Raw genomic sequence first — 23,925 nt, 5'->3', positions numbered from 1 at the left:
AGACCGAGGCCGCTGTGACCGAGGTCGCTGAGGCACCGCCCCGAGGCTGGTCACAGCCTCTCAGGGCCACCGGTCTCACCGCGGAACGGCCTCGCCACGGATCCGGGTCATCGACGCCGCGCCCCACCGGGCGCGGCGTCGCCGGCCGCGATCCCGGTTGCCCGGAACCCCTTGACGTGCTTGCTCACGGGCCCGGCGGAGGCCCAGTCCGTACGGAGCCAGAGCAGGGTCTCGTCGTCGCGTTCACGGCGGCCGAGCCAGAGCGCCTTCGCCCACAGCCCGGCCCCGACGCCCGCGAGGAGCGCGCCGCCCGCGGCGGGCAGCACGAACGAGCTGCCGAGGGCCGCGAGGAACGCGAGCAGCAGCCACCACCGGTGGGCCCGCCGCCAGCTCCGCAGGGTCACCGTGCGGTCCTGGAGGACGTCGGTGCGCCCGGCGCGCGTGGCCGCCCCGGCAAGGTGCGTATAGCGGCCACGGCGTACGACGGCCGTCACGGCGGCCGTGACGATGAAGAGCGCCGCCCCGGCGAGCAGACCGATACGGCGGCCGGTGAGCCCCGGCACCAGAGCGCCGATCGCGGCGGCCGACAGCCCCAGCCACCACAGGGGCGCCGCCCCGGCCCGTACGACCACCGCCACTCTCACCAGCGACTGCGCCCCGCGCCCCACGTCCGTACTCCTCTCACAGGTTCCGTTGCGCGCGGAGATTAGCGGCATTTTCTTAAGGCCGTCTGAGAAAGACCGGGAAAGGCCCGAAAGGCCGCCGGAACGGAAGGCCGGTCCACGTAGAGGCGGCTACTCGTAGAGGCGGCTACTCCGCGAAGAGGCCGCGGGCCTGCGCCCTCGCGTCGAACTCCTCCAGCCGGGCCTGCGCGTCCGGCAGTTCGTCGCACATCGCCTCCAGCAGCACCCGCCCCAGCAGCATCGGCGCGCACGCAGTGTCGAAGGAGAGACCGGTGCCGACGGCGGCCGGGATCAGCAGGTCGCTGTGGCCCGCGACGGGCGCGAAGGCGGAGTCCGCGACCGTCACCACCAGCAGCCCGGCCTCGCGCGCGTACACCAGCGCCTCCACGACCTCCTTGGGGTGGCGGGGCAGCGCGAAGCAGAGCAGCGCCGTCGCGCCGGCGTGACGGGCGTCGTCGATACGGTCGGCGAGCAGGGTGCCGCCCTCGTCCAGGAGCCGCACATCCGGATGGACCTTGCCCGCGAAGTACGCGAAACCGCGGGCCTGCGAGGCCGCGGCCCGCAGGCCGAGGACGGGCAGCGGGCGGGAGGCGGCGAGCAGTCCGCCCGCGCGCACGAGCGGCGCGGGGTCGGCGAGCAGCTCGGCCAGATGGCGCAGATTCTCGATCTCGGCCCAGACCGCCTGCTGGTACTCGTTGGGCAGGTCCTCGGCCGTCGCGCTCTCCGGGGGCGCGATCTCCCGCAGATGTCTGCGGAGCGCCGGATAGCCGTCGAAGCCGAGCGCGACGGCGAAGCGGGTGACGGACGGCTGGCTGACCCCGGCGACCTCCGCCAGCTCGACGCTGGACAGAAACGGCACGTCGGCGGCGCGGCGGACCATGCTGTGGGCGATCCGCCGCTGGGTGGGGGTGAGCCGGTGCCCCTCGAAGAGCTGCTGCAGCCGTGCGGCGGGGCTGTCGGTCATGCCGTCCCTCTCGTCCCTCTCGTTGGAACATCGAGCACTTCGGGTAGGCCGGACGCCTCGGGTGCGCCGAGTACACCGTCTACGCCGGGCGCGCGGCGTGTCGGCCGCAAGTCACATCATCGGTCAGCGGGCGGTCGGCGAACGAGCCGTCCTGTACGTTCCCCGCCCGCGCGAAGGCGGTGCCGGCGGGCAGTGCCGACTCCGGCCCCGGCTCCGGCTCCGGTCCCGGCTGGGGGCGCGGGGCCTGCGGGCGCGGGGCCCGCGTGCGTACCGCCGCGACGGGTTCCCGGCCGGGAGGCTGTCGTCGCCGAGGACGACGGGGCCGGTCGCTCTCGTGGTCACGTCCGGGCTCACCGGGCCGGGTGAGCCCACGATGCGGGTCGACAGCACGCGAAGCACCTCCCTTCCCGGCCAGGCGTCTCGCCGCGCGGGCACCCGTGACCAGCGCTTCACCCCGGGGCATCGACAAGTTATTCAGCCACCCAGAACTCTGCATGACGATATGCAGCCGGGCAAGGGCAGTCGATCCGGGCAGCCGGTACCCGAGCGCCTCGGAAGCCCTCGGACGGACAGGAATCCAAGGACTGTCCCGTAAGGGGCCTTTCCGGGTAGCCCGGCGGGAAAGAGTGGGGCTACCCCCACTGACGGGGCGTGCCCGCGGCCCTAGCGTGAGGGGTTATGGAAGCCCGCGATCCTGAGCTGAAGAAAGAACTCGACGCCACCCTCCACGCACGCCGTGAGCTGGGCGAGGAGTACGAGTCCGCGCTTGTCGAATCCTTCCTGGAGAAGGTCGAGCAGCGCCTCGACGGCACAGTGGACCGGCGTGTCCGCCGCCAGCTCGCCGAGCAGCAGATGGTGGTCGCCCGCGGCGCCCGCCCGCCGAGCCACGTCACCGATCCGAACTTCGGCGAGCGCTTCGGCTTCGCCATCATCTCGATGATCCTCGCGGTGCCGCTCTCCGCGATCGGCGTGGTCCAGGCCGGCATCTCGGGCCTGATTGTGACCTGGGTGGGCATCGTCGGGGTGAACGTGGTGCACGCGGGCGGCTGGTTGCCGTGGCGGCGGAGCAGGAGCAAGGAGAAGTCCGACTGGGAGGACTGAGCCGCAGAGACGGGGGGCGGCACCCGGGACCGGGGAGGGTCGGACAGCCGGAAGGCCGGGAAGCCGGGCGTGGGGCGTGGTCTCGGTGCCGAGCCGCAACCGGTGCCGAGCCACGTCCGGAGCCGAGCCGCGCGGATCGGTGCGGCCAGGGGTTCGGCCAGGGCCTGGTGCCATGCGCTGCGGCCCGTGCGACGGCATGGGCGACCGGCACGGAGTGGCGCGGGTGACGCGAGGACCGCCGCACCTCCGGCCGCCGACCGGAGGGCGGGACGGCGGCGGTCCCCGCGTGGGACACGGTCCGGGTGACGGCCGGTCCGCGTCCGGGCGCCGTCGGGTCCGGGAGCCGCTCCGGGAGTCCAAGACGCCGCCTGTGGTGCCGGCCGGGGTCCCCGCCCGGTTCGCCGTGCCGACATCCACCACTCTGCGGGACGCGTGTTAAGCCGATGCTGCGCGCATGTGACACGCACGTACCAATCGCGCACGTACCCAATGAGGCGAAACCGGCCCGCCACCGCCCGTCACCGCCCGCCAGGGGCCGAGTGAGCTCGTGAGGGCCGGGCCGGGCCGCCGACGGGAACTGCGGCTTCCGGCGCGGTCCGGTCCGGCCCCGGCGGCAGGATCAGCGGCCGTCAGCAGCCGGACCGCCGTAGAAAGACCCGCCGCAGCCGGACCCGCCGGACCCGCCGTAACCGCACGGGCCGCGACGGCGATCGCCGTAACCGCTCAGCTTGCGCCGCCCGCCAGGAACGACAGCAGGTCCTGACGGCTCACGACACCCGTCGGCTTGCCTTCCACCAGGACGATCGCCGCGTCCGCCGCAGCCGTCGTATCGCTGAGAACGCTCATCAGATCCGCCACCGGCTCGCCCGAGCCGACCTGCGGCAGCGGCGCGCTCATGTGCTTCTCCAGCGGGTCGGCCAGGGAGGCGCGCTGGGTGAAGAGCGCCCCCAGCAGCTCCCGCTCCACCACCGAGCCGATGACCTCGGCGGCCATCACGTCCGGGTGACCGGCCCCCGGCTTCACGATGGGCATCTGGGAGACGCCGTACTCCCGCAGGACCTCGATCGCCTCGCCGACCGTCTCCTCCGGGTGCATATGCACGAGGCTGGGGATCTTGCCGCCCTCCTTGTGCCGCAGGACGTCGCCGACGGAGGCCGACGGGCCCGCGTCCTCCAGGAAGCCGTAGTCCGCCATCCACTCGTCGTTGAAGATCTTGGAGAGATAGCCGCGGCCGCTGTCCGGGAGCAGTACGACGACCACGTCGTCCGGCCCGAGGCCCTCGGCCACGCGGAGCGCCGCGACGACCGCCATGCCGCAGGAGCCGCCGACGAGCAGTCCCTCCTCCTTGGCGAGGCGGCGGGTCATCTGGAAGGAGTCCTTGTCGGAGACGGCGACGATGTCGTCCGTGACCGTACGGTCGTAGGCGCTGGGCCAGAAGTCCTCGCCGACGCCCTCGACCAGATACGGGCGGCCCGAGCCGCCGCTGTAGACGGAGCCCTCCGGATCCGCGCCGATGATCTTCACCGCGCCGCCGCTGACGTCCTTCAGATACCGGCCGGTGCCGGAGATCGTGCCCCCGGTGCCCACGCCCGCGACGAAATGGGTGATCTTTCCGTCCGTCTGGTCCCACAGCTCGGGGCCGGTGGACTCGTAGTGCGAACGGGGGTTGTCCGGGTTCGAGTACTGGTCCGGCTTCCACGCTCCGGGGGTCTCGCGAACGAGACGGTCGGAGACGTTGTAATACGAGTCGGGGTGCTCCGGATCGACGGCGGTGGGGCAGACGACGACCTCGGCGCCGTACGCGCGCAGCACATTGATCTTGTCCGTGGAGACTTTGTCCGGGCAGACGAAGATGCACTTGTAGCCCTTCTGCTGAGCCACGATCGCCAGCCCCACACCGGTGTTTCCGCTGGTCGGCTCCACGATCGTGCCACCCGGCTGAAGCGCACCGCTGGCTTCGGCCGCCTCGATCATGCGCAGGGCGATGCGGTCCTTCACCGAGCCGCCGGGGTTGAAGTACTCCACCTTGGCCAGGACCGTCGCCGGAATGCCCGCGGTCACACTGTTCAGCTTCACCAGCGGCGTGTTGCCGACAAGACTGATCATCGAGTTGTGGAAGCGCACAATTGTTCTCCGGGATCTCCGTAGTGAATGCGGCAAGAGTATGCGGACATGGACGGGATTGGGCGACGGCCGCTACTGGGCAGTCAGCTCTTGATGAGAGGAGGTCGCTCGGTGTCGAGGGCGAGAGTGGCGCGGCGTATCGCGGCGGGCGCGGCCTATGGCGGCGGGAGCATCGGTCTGGTCGGAGTGGCGGCGGTCGGACTGCTGCTGGCGGAGGTCCAACTGGCGAAGCGGTCGGTCGGCGGAGGCATCGCGCCGGTGCCGCCGCGCGGTGACGGTCTGCACGGGCTGGCCTTCGGGCGCGAGGATCCGATCTCCCTCGGCATTCTGGGCGACTCCACGGCGGCCGGCCAGGGCGTACGGCGGGCCGGGCAGACCCCGGCGGCGCTGCTGGCGTCCGGGCTCGCGGCGGTGGCCGAGCGGCCCGTGGACGTCTGCAATGTCGCACTGCCGGGGGCGCGGTCAGACGACCTCGAGCGACAGGTGACACAGCTGCTCTCGGACACGTCACGGATGCCGGACGTCTGCGTGATCATGATCGGCGCGAACGACGTGACACACCGGATTCCGCCTACGGAGTCCGTCCGTCATCTGTCCGCCGCGGTGCGCAGGCTCCGTACGGCGGGCGCCGAGGTGGTGGTCGGCACCTGCCCCGACCTGGGCACGATCGAGCCGGTGTACCAGCCGCTGCGGTGGCTGGCACGGCGGGCGTCGCGCCAGCTGGCGGCGGCGCAGACGATCGTGACGGTGGAGCAGGGCGGGCGCACGGTGTCGCTGGGCGATCTGCTGGGGCCCGAGTTCGCGGCGAATCCGCGCGAGATGTTCAGCATGGACAACTACCACCCCTCCGCGGAGGGGTACGCGACGGCCGCGATGGCGATGCTGCCCACGATGTGCGCGGCGCTGGGCCTGTGGCCGGAGGCCGACCGGCTGGAGGCCGAGCGGGACGAGGACATCCTCCCGGTGGCGAAGGCGGCGGCCACGGCGGCGAAGGAGGCGGGCACGGAGGTCACGGCGGCCCGTGCTCCCTGGGCCCTGCTGAAGCACCGCAGGCGCCGGCGGCTCCCGGTGGAGCCGACGACGGCCACGGAAGCCGAGGAGCCGTCTCCGTCGGAGGCGACGCCACGCTGACGGCCCCTGACGGCGCGGCGGCGGCCCCTGACGGCATGGGCCGGGCCAGGGCGCAGGCTCGGCCCTGGTCCGGTCATCGCCGTGGGCACGTGGGCACGTGGGCGTGGGGCCGTGGGGCCGTGGGCACGCGGGGCCGTGAACCCCGCGTGAGCCACCCGTGAGCCGCCCGTGAGCCACGGCCTCCGGACAGTCCGGACGCCGTCCGCCGTACACGTGCGCTGTGCGCCGCACACGTGCGCTGTGCGCCGTACGCGTACGCCGTGCGCCGTACGCGTACGCCGTGCGCTTGGGGCCGGGGTGAGCGCCCTACCTCCCCGTACAGACCGGCGCTCACGAGGCCGCGAAAGGGTCGGGGGCCCTTCGGCGGGCCCTGTGGATCCTCGCGGAGACCCACAGCGCCAAAAACTGAGCGCCCGCTTAGAATTGAGGGAGCGGTCGCACTCCGACTCCCGTGACCACGTGCTTACCTAGAGGTAGCTTCCACCCTGTCCACCAGCCCTCATCTCCTTCTGGAGCCGTGATGCCCGAAGCCGTCATCGTTTCCGCCGCCCGCTCCCCCATCGGCCGGGCCTTCAAGGGCTCCCTCAAGGATCTGCGGGCGGACGACCTGACCGCGACGATCATTCAGGCCGCGCTGGCCAAGGTCCCCGGACTGGACCCCAAGGACATCGACGACCTGATGCTGGGCTGCGGCCTGCCGGGCGGCGAGCAGGGGTACAACCTCGGGCGGATCGTCGCCGTACAGATGGGGATGGACCACCTCCCCGGCTGCACGATCACCCGCTACTGCTCCTCGTCGCTCCAGACCTCCCGTATGGCGCTGCACGCCATCAAGGCGGGCGAGGGCGACGTCTTCATCTCGGCGGGCGTCGAGATGGTGTCCCGCTTCGCCAAGGGCTCGTCCGACGGCCTGCCGGACACGCAGAACCCGATCTTCGCCGAGGCCCAGGCCCGTACCGCGAAGGTCGCCGAGGGCGGGGTGGACAACTGGCACGACCCGCGCGAGGACGGCCTGCTGCCGGACGCGTACATCGCGATGGGGCAGACGGCGGAGAACCTGGCCCGTCTCAAGGGCGTGACCCGCCGCGAGATGGACGAGTTCGGCGTACGTTCGCAGAACCTCGCCGAGAAGGCCATCGAGAACGGCTTCTGGGAGCGCGAGATCACCCCGGTGACCACCCCGGACGGCACGGTCGTCACCAAGGACGACGGCCCGCGCGCGGGCGTGACCCTGGAGGGCGTCGAGGGCCTGAAGCCGGTCTTCCGCCCCGACGGCCTGATCACCGCAGGCAACTGCTGCCCGCTGAACGACGGCGCCGCCGCGCTGGTGATCATGAGCGACACCAAGGCGCGCGAGCTGGGGCTGACCCCGCTCGCCCGGATCGTGTCCACCGGTGTCTCGGGGCTCTCCCCGGAGATCATGGGGTACGGCCCGGTGGAGGCGTCGAAGCAGGCGCTGTCCCGCGCGGGGCTGACCATCGACGACATCGACCTGGTCGAGATCAACGAGGCGTTCGCGGCGCAGGTGATCCCCTCGTACCGGGACCTGGGCATCGACATCGACAAGCTGAACGTCAACGGCGGAGCGATCGCGGTCGGCCACCCGTACGGCATGACCGGCGCGCGCATCACGGGCACGCTGATCAACAGCCTCCAGTTCCACGACAAGCAGTTCGCGCTGGAGACGATGTGCGTGGGCGGCGGCCAGGGCATGGCCATGATCATCGAGCGGCTGAGCTGAGGTGCAGTGGAGGGTGGGGGTCGTCCGAGGCACGAGGACGGCACCCGCCCGCAACGGAACCGAAGCCCAGCGCGACCAACAACGCCGTGCGGCTGAGCCGAGGCGCAGTGACGGAACCAAAACTCAGCCCGTCCGGCGCTTGAGGACACGGCCGCAGGCCGTGCACCCCCACGCGGGTGCACGCGACCCGCGACCGGCCACGAACACCGCACCCACCCGCCCGCAACGGACCGGTGCCGGCCGGCGACCGGCCACGAACCCCGCGGCGCAGCCGCGCCCCGCCCCGCCCCGCGCCCCCGCCGAAAACGATCGGTCACACACGGCCGAATGGAGGCGTTCGGCTCAAGTGAGCGGGGGCCGTCTCGCCTTCGCGTACGATCTCAAGTCGTGACCGAAACTCCCCCAGGATGTGATCTACGCCCTGGGGGAGAATCGTTTCCGCAGGTCAGCGCCCATCTCCCCGTAAACGCTGGGACAAAAGTCCTGTCCATTTCGTGACGTAATGCACTGACAGAACGGCCAGGTCCCCCGCAAGCTGATGTAGGAAGTTCGGGGTGTGTCGAATGAAACCGGGAGTACGTCAGTGAGCGCCATGTTTCTTGCCCTGCTGCTGACCACGGCCGCTGCCACGGCCGTGGGCGTCGTCGCCCTGTATGCCGCACTCAGACTCCGTAAGCAGATCACCGCTCTTCGCACCGAGCTGTTCGCCGCCACCGCCGCGCACACCGGGCAGAGCGGGGAAGCCGTCGCCACCGTGCCGCAGGCACGCCCCGCCCCCGCCGCGGAGATACGCGCCGCGGTCGCGGAGGCGCTCGCCGAGGAGCGGGAGCGCGAACTGGCCGAGGCGCGCGCCTTCTGGGCCGCGCAGGAGTCCCGTGACGCCGCGGACGCCACCGCCAGGCTCGGCGGCGAGGCTCCCCTGCCGCTGGTGGGCGGCCTGTCGGCGCCGGGCGAGGAACTGCCGTACTACGTCCCGCGCCAGGCCGACTTCGCGGGCCTGGAAGCCGTCGACTTCGAGATCGCGGAGGCGATCGAGGACATGACCGACCTCCCCGAGTCGCCGGAGTTCGCCGAGGACTCCCCCGAACTGGCCGCGGCCCGCCGCCGGCACCCCTCGCACCCCGACTTCGTACCGGTCCAGACGCCTGTGGTCACCGACCATGAGCGGACCGTGTCCCGGCTGGAGGAGCTGGCCGAGGCGCGGACCGCGCTCTCGGACGTACGCCCCGGTCCGCTCGGCACGCTCGACGTGTACGTCTTCGTGGACGGTACGACCCTCTGTATGACCCCCGGCCACCGCGAGACCGCGGAGCGGCTGGCGCAGGCGCTGCGCGACGGGGACGCCCCGGTGCTGCTGGGCGGCTCGACCGTCTCGGGCGCGTACGCGCTGACGTTCGTCTGCGGCGAGGAGACGGTCTACATACTGGCGGACCGTGTCATAGCGTCGATCTAGATCCATACCGCGCTGAATCCGGAGCTTCATTCCACACCCCCGGACCCGCCGGAGATCCACCCGGCGATCCGCCCCTGACGTACCGCTGGCGCACCCCTGACGCACCCTGAATACGCCGGACCCGCCGAGGGACTCCCTGGCCCCGCACCGCGGAATCCGGCCCCGGCGCACTCGGGCACTCGGGAACGGCCCCCAGGCGTCGTCACCAGCCCCCAGAGGCTAGGAAAACGCCCGCTTCTCCGCTTCAAGGATCAACCGCACGGCCTCGTCCAGCTCCGGCGCACCGGAGAACGGGGCGGTTCTCAGCGCCTCGGCCAGATCCGTCCCGGCCACGGTCAGCTGATCCGCGACTGCGAACATCCCGGCGTCCGGCATCGTCATCGCCGCCCGGTCCGGCGTCTCGATCCGCTGGGCACGCAGTGCCAATTCCCTGGCCAGCCCCAGCCCCTCCGCGGCCGCACCCCGCTGGAGACGGCTCTGCGGGGCCGCCCGCAACCGGTCGGCGAAGTGATCCACGGCGGTGAGGAGCGCATTCGTATCGAGCACATCGCACCCTATGCACACCCCACTGAGTGTTGCCAATACGCGAACGCTCAGGCACGGTGGCGTGAAGGAGCACACGCGCAACGCGTCCGGAGGCGCCGATGTCCCAAGTCTTCTCCGAAGAGACCCATCGAAATCTGCTCTCCCGAATCCCCCATTGCACCGGTCGTGAAATCTCCGACTGGCTGCACACCGTCGAGGAAGGACCGGCCCTCCTCCGCTTCGAGGAGAAGGTCAGCTGGCTGCGGGGCGAGCACAATCTCTCGTACGGCCACGCCAAAGCGATCATCCATGAGTACGACCTGAGGCGTGCCGCACGGAAACTCCTGTAGGTCGTCCGAAACCGAGGTCTCACGACGCCGAAGGGCCTGCAAGGCATATGCCTCGCAGGCCCTTCGTCAGTACTCGGTCAGACGTCCTCGGTCAGACTTTCGTCAGCCCTTTTGGTCAACGCTGACGCACCGGCGTGCGCTGGTGCTAGTCGTTGCCCTGGAGGATCGACAGGACGCGCAGCATCTCCAGGTAGATCCAGACCAGGGTCAGGGTCAGGCCGAAGGCGGCCAGCCAGGACTCCTCGCGCGGAGCGCCGTAGGTGATGCCGTCCTCGACCTGCTTGAAGTCGAGGGCGAGGAAGCAGGCGCCGAGGATGATGCCGATGACGCCGAACAGGATGCCGAGACCGCCGCTGCGGAAGCCGAGGCCGTCACCGCCGCCGAAGACGGCGAACAGCAGGTTGACCGCCATCAGCAGCATGAAACCGATGGCGGCGGCCATCACGAAGCCGTAGAAACGGCGGGTGACGCGGATCCAGCGCATCTTGTACGCGATGAGCACGCCGGCGAAGACGGACATGGTGCCCAGGACCGCCTGCGGGACCACGCCGGCGCTGACGTACGTGCTGACGGCGCTCGAGATGACTCCGAGGAAGACGCCCTCGAAGGCCGCGTACGCCAGGATCAGCGCGGGAACCGGCTTGCTCTTGAACGCCTGGATCAACGACAGGACCATGGCCACCAGGGCCGCGCCGATCGCGATGCCGTACGACTTGCCGATGTTGGCCTCGTCGACGGGCAGCAGGACCCAGGAGAGGACAGCGGTGAGGACGACCGTGCCGAGCGTCATCGCGGTACGCGACACGACGTCGTCGATCGTCATCACGTTGGGCCGCGCGGGTGCCGGCACACCGGTGGTCTGGGTGTCGGCCGTCGGCGCGTACGGGTTGGTCGCGTACGGGTTGCCGGTGCCCTGGGCGTAAGGGTTGGTTCCTACGGTGCTGGTACCTGCGGCGGGGCCCCCGGCCTGCGGCTGCGCGTTGAAGCCCGCAATGCCGTTGTCGCGGCTGAACCCCCGTCGCGAGAAGACCGGGTTACTGCTCCTCATCTCACTCCTCCATGGCCACCTTGCGCGGCCTTGCGTCAAGAGTAATAGGAGAGCAAAGCTTCGGCCCTCGTGCTAGCGGAGGATCTTTCCGGATCGTGACCCTTTCCATACGCGGTATCCGGCGGTTTCACGGTTCCGCCACCATGCGCCGGTGTCCATAACCCGCCCGTGGCACCGGCCCCGGCCGGGGGCGCGGGGCGAGGACCGTCCCCGCGCGTGCGGGGCCGGGCGCGACCCGATTTCACCGGCGGGCGACACCCGCGTAGGCGGCGGACACATGAGGGGGCTCTTGTGCCTGGGGGTGGTCGGGGTGCCATTGGCCGGTGGGGACGATGCCGGGTCCGAGGCGGGTCCAGTCGCCGAGCAGGGCACCGACGGCGGTCTCGTCGCGTGGCCGGTACGCGATCCCGGCGCTCGCGTACTGCTCCGTGACGGCGGCCGACTCCTGTGGGCGCAGGTCCGCCGTCGCATGGGTGAGAGAGAGCGCGCTACCGGCTGGCAGCCAGTGCCGCAGTGTCGTCAGGGTCCGGTCGACGGTCTGGTCGTCGGGGATGCACGGCAGGACGTCGTGGAGGAGAACGGCGATGGGCTGGGTGAGGTCGAAGGCGTCCAGTTCGGGTGCCGTGAGGATCTGGTCGAGGCCGGTGGCGATGTCGCCGTGGACGACGTGGATGGAGGCCGGTGGTCCGGTGTGGCGGGCGCGGGCGTGGGCGGCGACAACGGGGTGGCCGTCGACGTAGACGACCACCGGGTTCACGCCCCTGACACCGCATGCGGCGGCTTCGTGGGTGTCGGGTGTGCGTGGGCGTCCATCCCGTCCCGGTGGTGTGGGGTATCCGCAGCCGAGGTCGAGGAACTGGCTGATCCCCTGCCGGGCCAGATACGCGGTGGTCAGCGCGCCGTGGGCACGGTTGATCCGGGCCGCCGTCCCGGTCCAGGGCGCGGCCAGGGTCAGGAGACGGGCCAGGGCCTCGTCGGCCGGATAACTGTCACCGCCGCCGAGGAGAGCGTCGGAGACGCGGGCCGGATGCGCGAGGGCGGCCCAGTTCGCCGGGAGTCCGTCGATGACCGGAGACAGCGGCTGTGGAAAGGCCGGGGTCGTCACTGCGCCCCTCCCGATCGCTTCGACCCGCCGGGTCCGGCGTGCTCGGCGTCCAGGGTGGTTCGGGTGCAGGGCAGAGGGGTCGCAGCCCGCCGCCGGGAACCCGTCCCCTTCAGAGCCGGGCATTAGGCCCGGCGCGCCGGGGAGGGGGTCGGTTTCCCGTACGCCCTCAGGCAAGTCCCGCCCCACTTCCTGCCGCACTGGTGGCACGTCGGCGGTGGGCGCGTCCGGACACACCGGCTGTCCACAGGAGCACGGAGGCCACACCAGGCCCGACCGCACCGGAGATCCATCCCACTCCTGGGCTGATGTACTCCCCGCGCTCATCCCGCAGCTTCCCGACGCAAAGTGGGCGAGCCGTCCGTGGGCGGTCGGGGCTCGGTGGCTGGTGCGAGGGGCGGCTCCAAGCGGCAGAGCGGGGCGGTCCAGCCTTCGCCCCCGCCTTCGGGCCTGAGTTGATAAGTGGTGGTGCCCATATCCTCCGGCAGTGCGACCACGACACCGACGGCAGACCGGTCAGTGTCGTAGGCGAGGTCTCCGCGCTGGGGTTCCCAGCAGGTACCGGAAGCGGCGTCGGCCAATAAGCGTCGGCGGCGGCGGTCTTGGGAGGTGCGGCGTCCTTCGGTCATGCCACAGACCGTAGTGACGCGATCACCGCTCAGTATGCATCAGCCGAATAGCCCCTGGTCATCAAGGTGAAATCGGCTTGACATCCCCCGCAGTTGCTCGCGCGTGGAGGCCCTCTCGGCGTAGACGATCTGGCGCAGAGTAGCTCTGGCGATGGGGTGATTGCGCACCAGTTGGGGGGCCAACGACTCGGCCAACCGCAGCTCCCCGAGCGCTTTTCGCCGGTCGCCGTTCCACAGCCAGGCGCGCGACATGTCCATGTGGTGGTGCCCCTTGCGAGAATTCGGGAGCCGGGCGAACAACTGCGGGTCGGTCCGGCGCTCCAGGTCGATGGCCTCGATCTGGTCGCCGAGTTCCAGCGCGGCCGAAATGGCGTGGATCGCGACGTTGCCGTCGGAGAAGTTCAGCGAGTACCGGTCGAATACTTGGGGTCCGGCGTACGTGGTGAGGCGCTCCCCGGCCTCGCGGGCGAGGCGGATCCGGTCCCGCGTCTCCTCCCTGCGGCCCGCCCTCGCCAAGCTGACGGCCGCCCGAAGCTGCCCCGCCCCCCATACGCGCATGGCCAGCGGGTCGCCCCGGTCATAGGCATCCTGCGCGGTGGAAATAGCCTTGTCGGAAAGGGTTACGGCGTCGTCCCAGGCGGCGGTCGCCCACATGTCCCACACCCGCATCCAGTCCGCTACGGAGGGCATCAGCGGATCGCCGGAGAGCTGCGCCGACCACACTGCCCGCTCGCAGGACAGGGTGATCAGCTCCACATGGCCGAGTGCGTGAGCGGCGGTGTGCGCGAACTTGGCCAGCACAGCGTAGATCGCCCACGCCTCCTCCCGCTCGCGGCCAGTGGACACCTCGGCCAGAGCACGGGCCTCGCGGAACAGATCCGGGAGACTCCTGATAATCGCCGTATTGGCAGCCGCGTCCCGCAGCCGGTGGAGCCGCTCGGTTTCGAGCCACAGCTTCTCCGCCGGTCTGGGAACGCCGTCGAAGATCGGTGCTAGGTCATAGCGGCGCAGCTCCCGCAGGATGGCTGCCGCGGCCTGCGGCCACTGATTGTCCGTAGCGGTACCGGTGTACGGACGGTCTATCAAGTCGTTCGGGTGGCAGTGCAGCGCAGCGGCGATGGAGTTGACCAGCGTGGCCCGGTCCAGCTCCAAACGGCCTTTCTCGACACGGGATACCCAGCCCTGCGATTTCCCGATCGCGTTTCCGAGGTCCGCCTGCGCCATCCCAAGGCGGAGCCGCCGACGCTTGATCCGGCGTCCGATGGCCTCTTGCTCTTCTTCGTACGGCATACCCGGCACGTCCTGTTCCGTGGGATTGAGCCTCCATCAGAAGGTACTCGTGGCGGCCATGCCGCGTGAGACGCATGCGGCCGGTACCTTCCTGCGGTGCAACCGTTCGCGTACGCAGCGGAGTTGATCTGGGTCCACAGCTATCGGACATGGACGCCGCCTGGACCCCGGACCCTGTCGCCGATACGGAGACCGTCTTCACCCCGTCGCCGACACAGGCCGCGCTGGTCACAGCGTTGTCCGCGACGAGTTCGCGACACAGGTCCGGGGACGAACGCCCCTCCCCGGAGCTGGGCGAACCCCCCGACTCCGTCGGCGACGACGGCAAGGTCGGGGGCGCTCGGCGCTCACACTAGCCGGAGCCGGGCAAGCCGTGTGCCGGACGTTTCGGGCCCGGCTTATCCCCGCGTGCGCGGGGAGCAGAGACCTCCCCAGAGCTGGATCTGGGACTTGGCGGGACCATCCCCGCGGGCGCGGGGAGCAGTCGGGATCGTCGGGTACGCGGTGTACGGGATGGGGACCATCCCCGCAGGCGCGGGGAGCAGGAGCCGTGGACGACCGCGTTGGCGACTAGTTCGGGACCATCCCCGCAGGCGCGGGGAGCAGGCGGGTGCGCGTGTGCTTCGCCATGTCACCCCAGGGCCATCCCCGCAGGCGCGGGGAGCAGTACGGCACCGGGGTCTGGGCGTTCACCGCCCCGGGACCATCCCCGCAGGCGCGGGGAGCAGTCCAGGGGCCACACCGGCACCCTTCCGGGCGTGGGACCATCCCCGCAGGCGCGGGGAGCAGCGGGGGCCGGGGACGAACCGGAGCCCGACGGTGGGACCATCCCCGCAGGCGCGGGGAGCAGCCGCCAGTCCAGAAGCAGCGGCGGGGGCGGGGGGGACCATCCCCGCAGGCGCGGGGAGCAGACTCGGTGACCTGCGGTCTTACGTAGGGCGGGCGTAGTTTTCGAGCACTTTCGTCGATTCCGGCAATCTACACATATCCCAACCAATTCTTGTCTGCCCCTGCGGCCGCGTCAGGATGCTCCATTCCAGCCCGCTTCCCGGCCGCTCAAAGTTCGCTGACGAGTATCCATCACGACGGACGCCCCCTGTACTCAGCCGTAGCCGTAATACGAACTCAGCACCTGGCAGTACCACATTTCCCAACCTCACAGGGCAACACAGCCGGCGCCACGGCCGGAGCGATCGCCCGTCAGTACGCGGCATCCGGTTTCAGTACAGCGGAAGATGGAGGCGCACCGCTCGTACGCCCGGACCGAGCACGGCGGAGAGCCGTCACTACAGTGTCGCGCGCCCCTCGGACAGCGAGATCATGCTCAACGCGCGCGTGCGGACGGGCCACCTCGACCCGCCCGCACGCGGCACACCCCACACCATCGGGGTCTGCGCGCCGCGAGTGGGTGCCGCTCAAGCGGGTCCCGGACCTGATCGCCCGCGGTGACGTCCCTGCCGCGAACATGTCAGCCGCATTGCTGATGCTGCATCACCGTCGGCTGGGCTGACCGACAGAACCGTGCCCCTTCCGCCGAAGCGAGAGGGGCACGGGGCGGAGAGTCATGAGGGGGAGCTCCGCCTCAGCGGGCAGTACGGGACTCGGGGGACACGCCGAGTGCGCGGGGAACAGGCCACCGTCGCGGAGCCGATGTTGGCCCCGACAGGACCGTACCCGCACGTGCAGAGAGCAGCAATTGCCCGATGCCGGCATGGGACGCTCTGAACGTGCTGCCACTAAAATCGGCCTCCTCAACTCAAGCTGTCCGGGGGCGACATGAGGGTCAGAGGCGTGATGAGCAGCATCGAGTTCGACGGCGAGTGGATCACGATCACCAAGAAGGAGTTACTCCAGCGGGACTGGGAGGTCCGGATCAAGGCTGCTGACGTCACGGAGACCCGGCTCAAGCCTGCGAACTGGGCGTTCCACGGCTATATACAGTTCGTGCTGCCCGGTTCGCCTCCGGCCCCCGAATTAAGAGGGCTGCAGCATGGGGGCCGACCGCCGCACACCGATCCGCACAGCCTGTCGATTCCCCGGCGGTCCAACGCGGCGGCGGCCGAGCTGGTGGCCGCGGTGGAGCAAGCCCGCGGCGTCAGCACGTGACCACCGAGGAGCAGCCGTCGCCCGCATAGCCGAGCGGCGGCCGGTGGACTATCCCCGCGTGCACAGGGAGCAGTCTCGGAGAATCCCATCCTGTCTCTCCCCAGAGGGACCATCCCCGCGTGTGCAGGGAGCAGTGCCTGTTCCAGGAGTACGAGGGCCTGGGCCGGGGACCATCCCCGCGTGCGCGGGGAGCAGTGGCGGACATCGTTGAACCACAGGTCCGGCCCGGGACCATCCCCGCGTGCGCGGGGAGCAGATCGACGGTGGATGGGCGTATGTCCCGAGCCGGGGACCATCCCCGCGTGCGCGGGGAGCAGCGTCCTCGGGTGGAAAGGGGAGTCCGGGTGACAGGACCATCCCCGCGTGCGCGGGGAGCAGACTCGGTGACCTGCGATCTTAGGTAGGGCGGGCGTAGTTTTCGAGCACTTTCATCGATTCCGGCAATCTGCGCATATCCAACTCACTCGTCATCTGCCGATACCGCCGCGTCGAGATACTCCACTCCAGCCGGGCTCCCGACCGCCCGTAGCTTGCCGACGAGCCTCCATCACGATGGACACCCGCCACTCTCAGCCGCACTCATAGTACGAGGCCAGCACGTTGTTCACGCCGACCGGAGCGGTCGATGCGGGAGGCTGGCCGTCGTGGGCGCCGTGGGGTCGGTGGTAGTTGTAGTGCAGGTTCCAGAGCACCAGACCTGACCTGCGAGGTGTCAGGTCTGCGTGAGACTCGGGTCGCGGGCGGGCAGCCTTGGGATCGGGGATCGGATCTGGAGGGATCGGGTGCCCCATCGATCACGGTGGGGGTGTGGGCTCCGGGCTGTGGTGCGTCAGCTCGGCTGAGACGTCTCCGGCGGGATTCTCACGGAGCATGGCAGTTTCGGCGTGCTGGTCAACTGGCTGTGTAGCCGACCAGCCCGCTTTCCGCGAGGACGCCTCCAAGATCCGCGCTTCGACACCATGGGTACGGTCTCAGCCGTATCGCTCGACGAGCGCGTCGCCGATCGAGGCCAGGTGGTCTCGTACACCCGGAGGGCCGGTCACCTCGATCCATTCGACCAGCCCGGCAAGCTCGCCGGCGAGCGCGTACTCGTTGTAGCCGCGGATCACGACCTCGATACGGCCGTCGGTCGTGGAACCTCCCACCTGGAGCCGATCGCCGAGCACCATCCGGAGCTTGCCTATCCCGTGGGGCACGCATACCGCCTGGATCTCGAGGGGCGTTCGCCTGCGTTCGACCTCGTCGGCGATCTCGCGCCAGCTCGCGGCAAGGTCGAAGTCCTCGGGGCGGTGCACGGGATCGTCGGTCGGGTCGACGGACGACACGCGGTCGATTCGGAAGGTCCGCCGACCGGCCTCGGTGTTGGAGACGAGGTACCACGACGGACCTTTGGCGACGATGCCCAGCGGGTGGACGGTTCTCTCGGTTTCGGCGCCTTCGCCGTCGACGTAGCCGAGCCGCACCTGGACGCCGCGGATCACCGCGTCCTGGAGTTCGTCGAGGAAGCGAGGCGATGGGTACTCGACCCGATTCGACCCCCATCGCTGCGGGTCCCTGACCAGCGACGACGCTGCTGCCTCGGCCTGCCCCCGGAAGGGCTCCGGCAGGGCGTGGACGAGCTTGCGCAGAGCTGCTTTCACCGCCGGCGTCGCAGCCGAGGCCGGGCCGGCGACCAGAAACAGGGCGCGGGCCTCACTCGCAGTCAACCCGGACAGGTCGGTGCGGGCACCGCCCACGAGCCGCCAGCCGCCGCCTCGGCCCTGCATGGAATACACGGGCACCCCGGCCATGGCCAGAGCGTCGAGGTCGCGGCGGGCGGTGCGCTCGGAGATCTCCAGCTCCCGGGCGACCTCTGCCGCTGTCACCTGCTCGCGCCGTTGCAGCAGCAGGAGGATGGCCACCAGCCGGTCGGTTCGCATGTGGGCAACATTTTCACATAAACCGGTCACGGGGTGACCTGTTTCGGTCCCCAAGATGGCGACATGGCCTCACCGACGAGTCCCACCATCCACGACCGTGTCGACCCTCGCCCTGTCCGGGGTGCGCTGACGCTGTCTTCGGGAACCTTCGCCGCCTGAAACACCCCGAAAAGATCGAGAGGAAATGCCATGTTCAATCCAACCGATTTCCCCAAGCCCACCCTTATTTCAGTCAACGGTGTGGAACTTGAAGTCTTCGAAGCAGGTCGAGAAAACGCAGGAAAGCCCATTGTGCTCTGTCACGGCTGGCCGGAGCACGCCTTTTCCTGGCGTCACCAGATTCCCGCCCTCGCCGCAGCGGGCTACCATGTCATCGTCCCGAACCAGCGAGGTTACGGCAATTCATCCCGTCCGGCTGAGGTGACAGACTACGACCTTGAGCACCTGGCGGGTGATCTCGTCGCGCTTCTCGATCACTTCGGATACGAAGACGCCACCTTTGTCGGTCACGATTGGGGTGCGATGGTCGTTTGGGGGCTGACCCTGTTGCACCCAAGCCGTGTGAACAAGGTGATCAACCTCAGCCTTCCTTACCAGGAGCGCGGAGAGCAGCCCTGGATCGAGTTCATGGAAGCCGTGCTCGGCGGCGACTTCTACTTCGTCCACTTCAATCGGCAGCCGGGCGTCGCGGACGCCGTCTTCGAAGAAAACACATTCCAGTTCCTTCGCAACTTGTACCGGAAGAACGAGCCCCCCAAGGCACCTCAGCCGGGTATGGCGTTGATCGATCTCGCCAGGGCGGAAACACCGCTCGGTGAGCCCGTGATGAGCGACAGCGAACTGGCCGTTCTTGTCTCCGCCTTCGAATCATCCGGGTTCACGGGCAGTGTGAATTGGTACAGAAACCTCGACCGCAACTGGCACTTGCTGGCGGACGTGGACCCGATCATCCAGCAGCCCGCACTCATGATCTACGGCGACCGGGATACGGTCCAGAGGTCTGAAAATCTGGCAGAGTTCGTGCCCAATGTGGAAGTGGTCAGTCTGGATTCCGGTCACTGGATCCAGCAGGAAAGGCCGGAAGAGACAAACCAAGTGATGATGAAGTGGCTGGAGCAGCAGGACGCCACCAGTGGCTCGTGATCCGGTTCGTGTCGCCTGAAGCTCTTCGAGTCGTGGAGCAGTGTGCGAATCCCTCTGCCATCGAGGCCCGAGCAGCAGCCGCCACCGCCTGATCGACCACAGCCACAGCCACCCGGCCGTACGGCAAGCCGAGGGCGGACTCACGGGGAACAGCGGCACAGCGAGGCAGCGGCCGAGCCGCCACTCTTCCAGTACCCCGCCGGGGCATCTGAAAGCGGTACGGAGAACCCGAACGGGCCGGAGGGAAATCCCTCCGGCCCGTTCTTCGCATGTACAAGCTGAAAACGTGGCTACGACGGCGCCGGAATCGGATTGACCGGCGGGACCGGCGGGACCGGCGGGACCGGCCACCACATGTGATCACACCTTGCCGATCCGCCTGGGACGAGCGGTCATGTCGCCGCGCTGCGGGTGCGGTGCGTTGCGATGAACGCCGGGGCTCATCCGTCCTGCGCCGCGTTCGCGCCGCCTCGGCCCTCTCGACGTACGACGCGGCGCTGGTCGGCGAGGTGCGCCTCATGGAGCACCTCCAGCGCGCGAGCTGTTGTCGCGAGGCCGGGGTTCACGACCGCGACCCACCCGTATGCGCCGTAGAGCGGGTGCGGAAGGAACACGTCCGTCGCGCTGAAGTCGACAGCCGACCCCTCGATCGACTCAGGCGGGTATCCGACGAGATCGGTGAAGAGCTGTGTCCCGACGTGGATGTTCAAACGCCACCGATCGGGCGCATCGAGTCGCGAGCCGGTGTCGTCGGGGTAATCCTTCGTGACGATCGTCGCGTAGGGCTGCCGGTTCCGGGGAACCTCGCCGTCAGGCGCGTAGTAGAAGAAGAAGTCACCCCAGGAGATCTCGGGATGCTCGCTCCCTGCTCGGGGAGCAAGCTCCAGCACACCGGCGTAGCTTCTGGCCTCTGAGAGAATCCGTTCCATAGCCATGGGTTCAAGTGTGACCTTGAAGTGCTTATGGAGGGTTGGCGTCATGGATGGGGTCATCGCGTCCGCGCCCGACGCCTATACGACCAGTCGCCTGGCCGCAGCCGCAGGCTATTCCGCACAGCAGGTTCGCGACCTCGAACGGCTCGGTGTGATCCCTCCCGCGATCCGGCGACCGAATGGCTACCGTCGCTTCGGACGCGAGCACCTCACGGCGCTGCGCGCCTACCGGCAACTGGCCGTCGCTGTCGGTCCGGTCCTCGCCCGCGACACCATGCGAGAAGCACGCCAGCTCCCGCACGACGAGGCGATCGCGCGAGTCGTCGCGCTCCATGTCAAGCTGGCTCGGTCCCGTGACGACACCATCGCCGCTCTGCGGGCACTGGACAGCATCGTCGAAGACGATGCCCGCGCTGCGCCCCCGACATCTGCCGATGCGATGAGCATCAGCGAACTCGCGGCCGCGCTCGGCGTGCGTTCGTCCACACTCCGTTTCTGGGAGCAGCAGGGCCTCGTCACCCCGGAACGAACCACACGGTTCAACGCGCGGAGCTATCCGCTCGCCGCGATCCAAGAGGCACGGATCGTCGCTGCGCTCCGCGCAGGCGGCTACCGGATCCCCGCAGTGCAAGCAGTCATGGAGTCAATCCGTGCGGTCAGCCACGCAGACGACGCCCGTGACGCGCTCCACGACCGACTCCGGACGATCGCCACCCGCTCAGACGCGCTACTCCGCGCCGGCACCGACATCGCCGACCTCATCTCGCGTCACAGGGCCGCGCGCCCCTCGGACCGCGAGACCACGCTCAACGCGCACGAACAGACGGACCACCCCGACCCGCCCGACGCCGCGAGCTACTCCAGCGCGTCGGGGCGCGTCGGCGGCGCGCCTACTCGGCGGTGAGTTCCGCGAGTTGTTCGGCCGCAGTGGTGTTGCCCTGGTCGGCGAGGCGTCGCAACTCGTCCAGGTCGCCTTGCTCGGAGGCAAGTTCGATCAACTGGTCCGCCGCCGTGCCATTGCCCCCATCAGCGAGGCGCCGCAAGTCGCTCAAGTCGCCATGTTCGGCGGCTAGTTCAATCAAGTGGTCCACCGCCGCGCCGTTGCCGCAGTCGGCCAAGCGCCGCAATTCGCCGACGTCACCCCGCTCCGCCGCGAGTTCAATCAACTGGTCCGCCGCGGTGGCGTTCCCTCCGTCGGCCAGACGTCGCAGCTGGCCCACATCGCCCCGCTCCGCCGCGAGTTCGATGAGTTCGTCCGTAGCGTCCGGATCACCCTTCTCAGCTCGCTCCCGGAGTGCGGACAGGTCGGAGTCAGTCATGGCGTGGCACCCTCTTCCTGGTCTTGGGCGGGGCCGGCGGGCTTGGGGCCGGCGGGCCTCCCGTGGCTACTCGCCGGGGGTGGGCAAGGCTCCTGATGCTTGAAGCGCGTCCCGATGCGCATGCCACTCCTTCAGCAGAGCGGGCAGCCGCTCGGCGAGGAAGTCGGCCAGCGCGACCATCTCTTCCAGTACGGCGCGGCGTTCCGGCGGAGCGCCCGCCAGCAGAGCCAGCCCCTCCCGGAACAGAGCCGCGTGTTCCTGGTGGACCGCGGAGTCGAAGTTCTTCGGCTGCTGACTCGCCGGATCCAGCCGCACCCGGTCCATCCGTTCACCGGCAGTGCGTGCCCGTCGCGCCATCCCATAGCTCTCCAGCAACTTGACCGCGCCGGTGATCGCGCTCCGGCTCGCCAGCAGGGCCTCGCTCAACTCGTCGATCGTCTGCTGAGGCGGATCACAGACGAGCAGGTACCCGAGCAGACGTCCGGCCATAGGTGGAAAGCCGTACTGACGTGCGTAGAAGCGGCCGACGTGGTCGGCGAAGATCAGGTGACTGTCATGCGGCACGTCGCAACCATAGCATTGATGACTGAAATGACACAGATTTGTGTCATCTCAGTCAGCGATTGACCCAGTACCCCACTCGGCGGCGAGCACACGCCCCACCAGGGGCCCGAACCCGAGGCCGATAGGGCGCGAAAGGGGCAGAACCGGGGCCATCGAAGGGGTAGATCACCCAATCGAGTGACACGACTTCGGGAGATTTGCGTGCGGCGCGGATAGATACCAGATACACTCATTGAACGATTTCGGGTTCAACGTTTTCCGGCCGAACCTCGGGCACCGTCGAGTGCCCGGAGCCGGACTCGAACCGGCACGCCCGCGAAGGGCAGCGAGGTTTAAGCTCGCCGTGTCTACGTTCCACCATCCGGGCCAGGTGTGTGGCTCCGCGCGTAAGTCCACGACCCTATCCGGGTAGATCCCCCGACCTGGCGGGCTATGGCCCGATGTTGTCTTATTTTATTGCCACTTGAGGATGCGTCAGCCCTGGTGAAAGGCGCGTAGGGGCACATGTCCCGACAGGTGGTCACCCTCACGACATCACGCGATTGACGGAAACTCGACGCACCCACCCTCACCCCGGCGCGAGCCGCGTGGACGAAGGGCGCGCGGGCTCACGCCGGAGCTCGAGAAGGGCTCGCGCGAGCCGTTCCCGTACTCCCCCCAAAGGCGCCCGGGCTAAGGGGCTCCGTCATACCAGAGGAGGAGGAAGGGCCGGGGCGGTCCGCCCAAAGAGGGCCCTGGGAACGGGCACGGGGACTGACGATCGGGGGCTCGGCGGCCGGGAGGATGGGAACGTCCCCGAACGCGACGCAGAACAGGAGTGTTCCCTCGTGACCACCACGCCCCTCGCACACCGCGCCACCGCCGTGGCCGCCCGCGCCACGGATCTGTCCAAGGTGTACGGACAGGGTGAGACCCAGGTGGTCGCGCTCGACCGGGTCACCGTCGACTTCCAGCGGGCCGAGTTCACCGCGATCATGGGCCCCTCGGGCTCCGGCAAGTCCACCCTCATGCACTGCGTCGCCGGACTCGACACCTTCAGCTCCGGCTCCGTACGCATCGGAGAGACCGAACTCGGCTCCCTCAAGGACAAACAGCTCACCCAGCTCCGCCGCGACAAGATCGGCTTCATCTTCCAGGCGTTCAACCTCCTGCCGACCCTGACCGCCCTGGAGAACATCACCCTCCCCATGGACATCGCCGGCCGCAAGCCCGACAAGCAGTGGCTCGACAACGTCATCGCCATGGTCGGCCTCCGCGACCGCCTCAGCCACCGGCCCACCCAGCTCTCCGGCGGCCAGCAGCAGCGCGTCGCCGTCGCCCGCGCCCTCGCCTCCCAGCCCGAGATCATCTTCGGCGACGAACCCACCGGAAACCTCGACTCCCGCTCCGGCGCCGAAGTCCTCGGCTTCCTCCGCAACTCCGTACGCGAACTCGGCCAGACCGTCGTCATCGTCACCCACGACCCCGTCGCCGCCTCCTACTCCGACCGCGTCATCTTCCTGGCCGACGGCCGGATCGTCGACGAGATGCTCCACCCCTCCGCCGACGGCGTCCTCGACCGGATGAAGGCATTCGACGCCAAGGGCCGCACCAGCTGACCCCGGCCGCCCCGCAGACCCCCGGCCCCCACCACAGGACTCACTGACATGTTCCGTACCGCCCTGCGCAACGTGCTCGCGCACAAGGCCCGGCTCCTGATGACCGTCCTCGCCGTGATGCTCGGCGTCGCCTTCGTCTCCGGCACCCTCATCTTCACCGACACCCTCGGCAACGCCTTCCGCAACCAGTCGGCCAAGAGCTA

General features: G+C 69.4%; 21 protein-coding genes, 1 tRNA gene, 1 pseudogene and 2 CRISPR repeat arrays. Of the genes and pseudogenes, 10 read left to right on the top strand and 13 right to left on the bottom strand.

What is annotated here, in order from left to right; genetic code table 11:
• Nucleotides 1-107: 107 nt before the first annotated feature.
• Nucleotides 108-668 (bottom strand): hypothetical protein, encoded by a 561-nt coding sequence (locus ACWEFL_RS31820; protein WP_451719363.1) that lies wholly within the window; start codon nt 666-668, stop codon nt 108-110.
• 142 nt (nt 669-810) lie between these two features.
• Nucleotides 811-1,647: a MurR/RpiR family transcriptional regulator gene (locus ACWEFL_RS31815; RefSeq protein ID WP_451719360.1), complete on the bottom strand. Its 837-nt coding sequence runs from the start codon at nt 1,645-1,647 to the stop codon at nt 811-813.
• Nucleotides 1,648-2,325: 678 nt separating this feature from the next.
• On the opposite strand from ACWEFL_RS31815, the gene ACWEFL_RS31810 reads away from it, so the two are divergent.
• The gene (locus ACWEFL_RS31810) at nt 2,326-2,748 is read left to right on the top strand and encodes a hypothetical protein (protein WP_451719357.1); all 423 of its coding nucleotides are present in this window, start codon (nt 2,326-2,328) and stop codon (nt 2,746-2,748) included.
• A 723-nt stretch (nt 2,749-3,471) separates the two neighbouring features.
• On the opposite strand, the gene ACWEFL_RS31805 is transcribed toward ACWEFL_RS31810, so the two are convergent.
• Nucleotides 3,472-4,872: a cystathionine beta-synthase gene (locus ACWEFL_RS31805; RefSeq protein WP_451719354.1), complete on the bottom strand. Its 1,401-nt coding sequence runs from the start codon at nt 4,870-4,872 to the stop codon at nt 3,472-3,474.
• 126 nt (nt 4,873-4,998) lie between these two features.
• Here ACWEFL_RS31805 and ACWEFL_RS31800 point away from each other — a divergent pair, with 126 nt between their 5' ends.
• The 3 genes from ACWEFL_RS31800 to ACWEFL_RS31790 all read left to right on the top strand — a co-directional run bounded on the left by ACWEFL_RS31800 (nt 4,999) and on the right by ACWEFL_RS31790 (nt 9,197).
• Nucleotides 4,999-6,003 (top strand): SGNH/GDSL hydrolase family protein, encoded by a 1,005-nt coding sequence (locus tag ACWEFL_RS31800; protein WP_451719472.1) that lies wholly within the window; start codon nt 4,999-5,001, stop codon nt 6,001-6,003.
• A 520-nt stretch (nt 6,004-6,523) separates the two neighbouring features.
• On the top strand, nt 6,524-7,744 hold the full coding sequence (locus ACWEFL_RS31795) for an acetyl-CoA C-acetyltransferase (RefSeq protein ID WP_451719352.1): 1,221 nt from the start codon (nt 6,524-6,526) through the stop codon (nt 7,742-7,744).
• 592 nt (nt 7,745-8,336) lie between these two features.
• The gene (locus ACWEFL_RS31790; protein WP_451719470.1) at nt 8,337-9,197 is read left to right on the top strand and encodes a hypothetical protein; all 861 of its coding nucleotides are present in this window, start codon (nt 8,337-8,339) and stop codon (nt 9,195-9,197) included.
• Between the two features lie 219 nt (nt 9,198-9,416).
• Here ACWEFL_RS31790 and ACWEFL_RS31785 read toward each other — a convergent pair whose 3' ends face one another.
• Complete coding sequence (locus ACWEFL_RS31785) at nt 9,417-9,743, bottom strand: hypothetical protein (RefSeq protein ID WP_451719349.1); 327 nt, start codon at nt 9,741-9,743, stop codon at nt 9,417-9,419.
• A 98-nt stretch (nt 9,744-9,841) separates the two neighbouring features.
• Here ACWEFL_RS31785 and ACWEFL_RS31780 point away from each other — a divergent pair, with 98 nt between their 5' ends.
• Complete coding sequence (locus tag ACWEFL_RS31780; RefSeq protein WP_451719347.1) at nt 9,842-10,072, top strand: DUF4287 domain-containing protein; 231 nt, start codon at nt 9,842-9,844, stop codon at nt 10,070-10,072.
• 145 nt (nt 10,073-10,217) lie between these two features.
• On the opposite strand, the gene ACWEFL_RS31775 is transcribed toward ACWEFL_RS31780, so the two are convergent.
• From ACWEFL_RS31775 to ACWEFL_RS31765, 3 genes are all read right to left on the bottom strand, one after another.
• Nucleotides 10,218-11,120 carry a Bax inhibitor-1/YccA family protein gene (locus ACWEFL_RS31775; RefSeq protein WP_451719345.1) on the bottom strand — a complete coding sequence of 301 codons (903 nt, stop codon included), beginning with the start codon at nt 11,118-11,120 and terminating at the stop codon, nt 10,218-10,220.
• A 241-nt stretch (nt 11,121-11,361) separates the two neighbouring features.
• Entirely contained in the window at nt 11,362-12,225 is an 864-nt protein-coding gene (locus ACWEFL_RS31770) for an SAM-dependent methyltransferase (RefSeq protein ID WP_451719343.1), read from the bottom strand.
• Between the two features lie 665 nt (nt 12,226-12,890).
• The gene (locus tag ACWEFL_RS31765; protein WP_451719340.1) at nt 12,891-14,141 is read right to left on the bottom strand and encodes a helix-turn-helix domain-containing protein; all 1,251 of its coding nucleotides are present in this window, start codon (nt 14,139-14,141) and stop codon (nt 12,891-12,893) included.
• Between the two features lie 455 nt (nt 14,142-14,596).
• Nucleotides 14,597-15,052: a CRISPR direct-repeat array (repeat unit 29 nt; unit sequence GGGACCATCCCCGCAGGCGCGGGGAGCAG).
• A 479-nt stretch (nt 15,053-15,531) separates the two neighbouring features.
• On the opposite strand from ACWEFL_RS31765, the pseudogene ACWEFL_RS31760 reads away from it, so the two are divergent.
• Both ACWEFL_RS31760 and ACWEFL_RS31755 read left to right on the top strand, forming a co-directional pair.
• Nucleotides 15,532-15,651: pseudogene (locus ACWEFL_RS31760) on the top strand (NUDIX hydrolase); the annotation flags it as partial.
• A gap of 284 nt (nt 15,652-15,935) precedes the next feature.
• Complete coding sequence (locus ACWEFL_RS31755; RefSeq protein WP_451719338.1) at nt 15,936-16,247, top strand: DUF4429 domain-containing protein; 312 nt, start codon at nt 15,936-15,938, stop codon at nt 16,245-16,247.
• Between the two features lie 104 nt (nt 16,248-16,351).
• Nucleotides 16,352-16,625: a CRISPR direct-repeat array (repeat unit 29 nt).
• A 191-nt stretch (nt 16,626-16,816) separates the two neighbouring features.
• Here ACWEFL_RS31755 and ACWEFL_RS31750 read toward each other — a convergent pair.
• Entirely contained in the window at nt 16,817-16,939 is a 123-nt protein-coding gene (locus ACWEFL_RS31750; RefSeq protein WP_451719335.1) for a hypothetical protein, read from the bottom strand.
• Nucleotides 16,940-17,218: 279 nt separating this feature from the next.
• Nucleotides 17,219-18,166 (bottom strand): helix-turn-helix transcriptional regulator, encoded by a 948-nt coding sequence (locus ACWEFL_RS31745; RefSeq protein ID WP_451719332.1) that lies wholly within the window; start codon nt 18,164-18,166, stop codon nt 17,219-17,221.
• Nucleotides 18,167-18,355: 189 nt separating this feature from the next.
• On the opposite strand from ACWEFL_RS31745, the gene ACWEFL_RS31740 reads away from it, so the two are divergent.
• Nucleotides 18,356-19,309 (top strand): alpha/beta fold hydrolase, encoded by a 954-nt coding sequence (locus ACWEFL_RS31740; RefSeq protein ID WP_451719329.1) that lies wholly within the window; start codon nt 18,356-18,358, stop codon nt 19,307-19,309.
• A gap of 440 nt (nt 19,310-19,749) precedes the next feature.
• Here ACWEFL_RS31740 and ACWEFL_RS31735 read toward each other — a convergent pair whose 3' ends face one another.
• Nucleotides 19,750-20,244 carry a DUF6194 family protein gene (locus tag ACWEFL_RS31735; protein ID WP_451719326.1) on the bottom strand — a complete coding sequence of 165 codons (495 nt, stop codon included), beginning with the start codon at nt 20,242-20,244 and terminating at the stop codon, nt 19,750-19,752.
• 43 nt (nt 20,245-20,287) lie between these two features.
• On the opposite strand from ACWEFL_RS31735, the gene ACWEFL_RS31730 reads away from it, so the two are divergent.
• The gene (locus tag ACWEFL_RS31730) at nt 20,288-21,145 is read left to right on the top strand and encodes a MerR family transcriptional regulator (protein WP_451719323.1); all 858 of its coding nucleotides are present in this window, start codon (nt 20,288-20,290) and stop codon (nt 21,143-21,145) included.
• Here ACWEFL_RS31730 and ACWEFL_RS31725 read toward each other — a convergent pair.
• The 3 genes from ACWEFL_RS31725 to ACWEFL_RS31715 all read right to left on the bottom strand — a co-directional run bounded on the left by ACWEFL_RS31725 (nt 21,132) and on the right by ACWEFL_RS31715 (nt 22,491).
• Complete coding sequence (locus tag ACWEFL_RS31725; RefSeq protein WP_451719320.1) at nt 21,132-21,560, bottom strand: hypothetical protein; 429 nt, start codon at nt 21,558-21,560, stop codon at nt 21,132-21,134. The two genes, ACWEFL_RS31730 and ACWEFL_RS31725, sit on opposite strands and share 14 nt — an antisense overlap.
• A 66-nt stretch (nt 21,561-21,626) precedes the next feature.
• Nucleotides 21,627-22,124 (bottom strand): GbsR/MarR family transcriptional regulator, encoded by a 498-nt coding sequence (locus ACWEFL_RS31720; RefSeq protein WP_451719317.1) that lies wholly within the window; start codon nt 22,122-22,124, stop codon nt 21,627-21,629.
• Between the two features lie 284 nt (nt 22,125-22,408).
• Nucleotides 22,409-22,491, bottom strand: a tRNA-Leu gene (locus ACWEFL_RS31715).
• Between the two features lie 460 nt (nt 22,492-22,951).
• Between ACWEFL_RS31715 and ACWEFL_RS31710 the strand changes: the two genes are divergently transcribed.
• Nucleotides 22,952-23,722: an ABC transporter ATP-binding protein gene (locus ACWEFL_RS31710; RefSeq protein ID WP_451719314.1), complete on the top strand. Its 771-nt coding sequence runs from the start codon at nt 22,952-22,954 to the stop codon at nt 23,720-23,722.
• Nucleotides 23,723-23,925 lie beyond the last annotated feature (203 nt).

Source organism: Streptomyces sp. NPDC004838 (genome assembly GCF_053600955.1).
The sequence above is the reverse complement of the archived record's forward strand: the minus strand, read 5'-3'. Positions and strand labels throughout refer to the sequence as shown.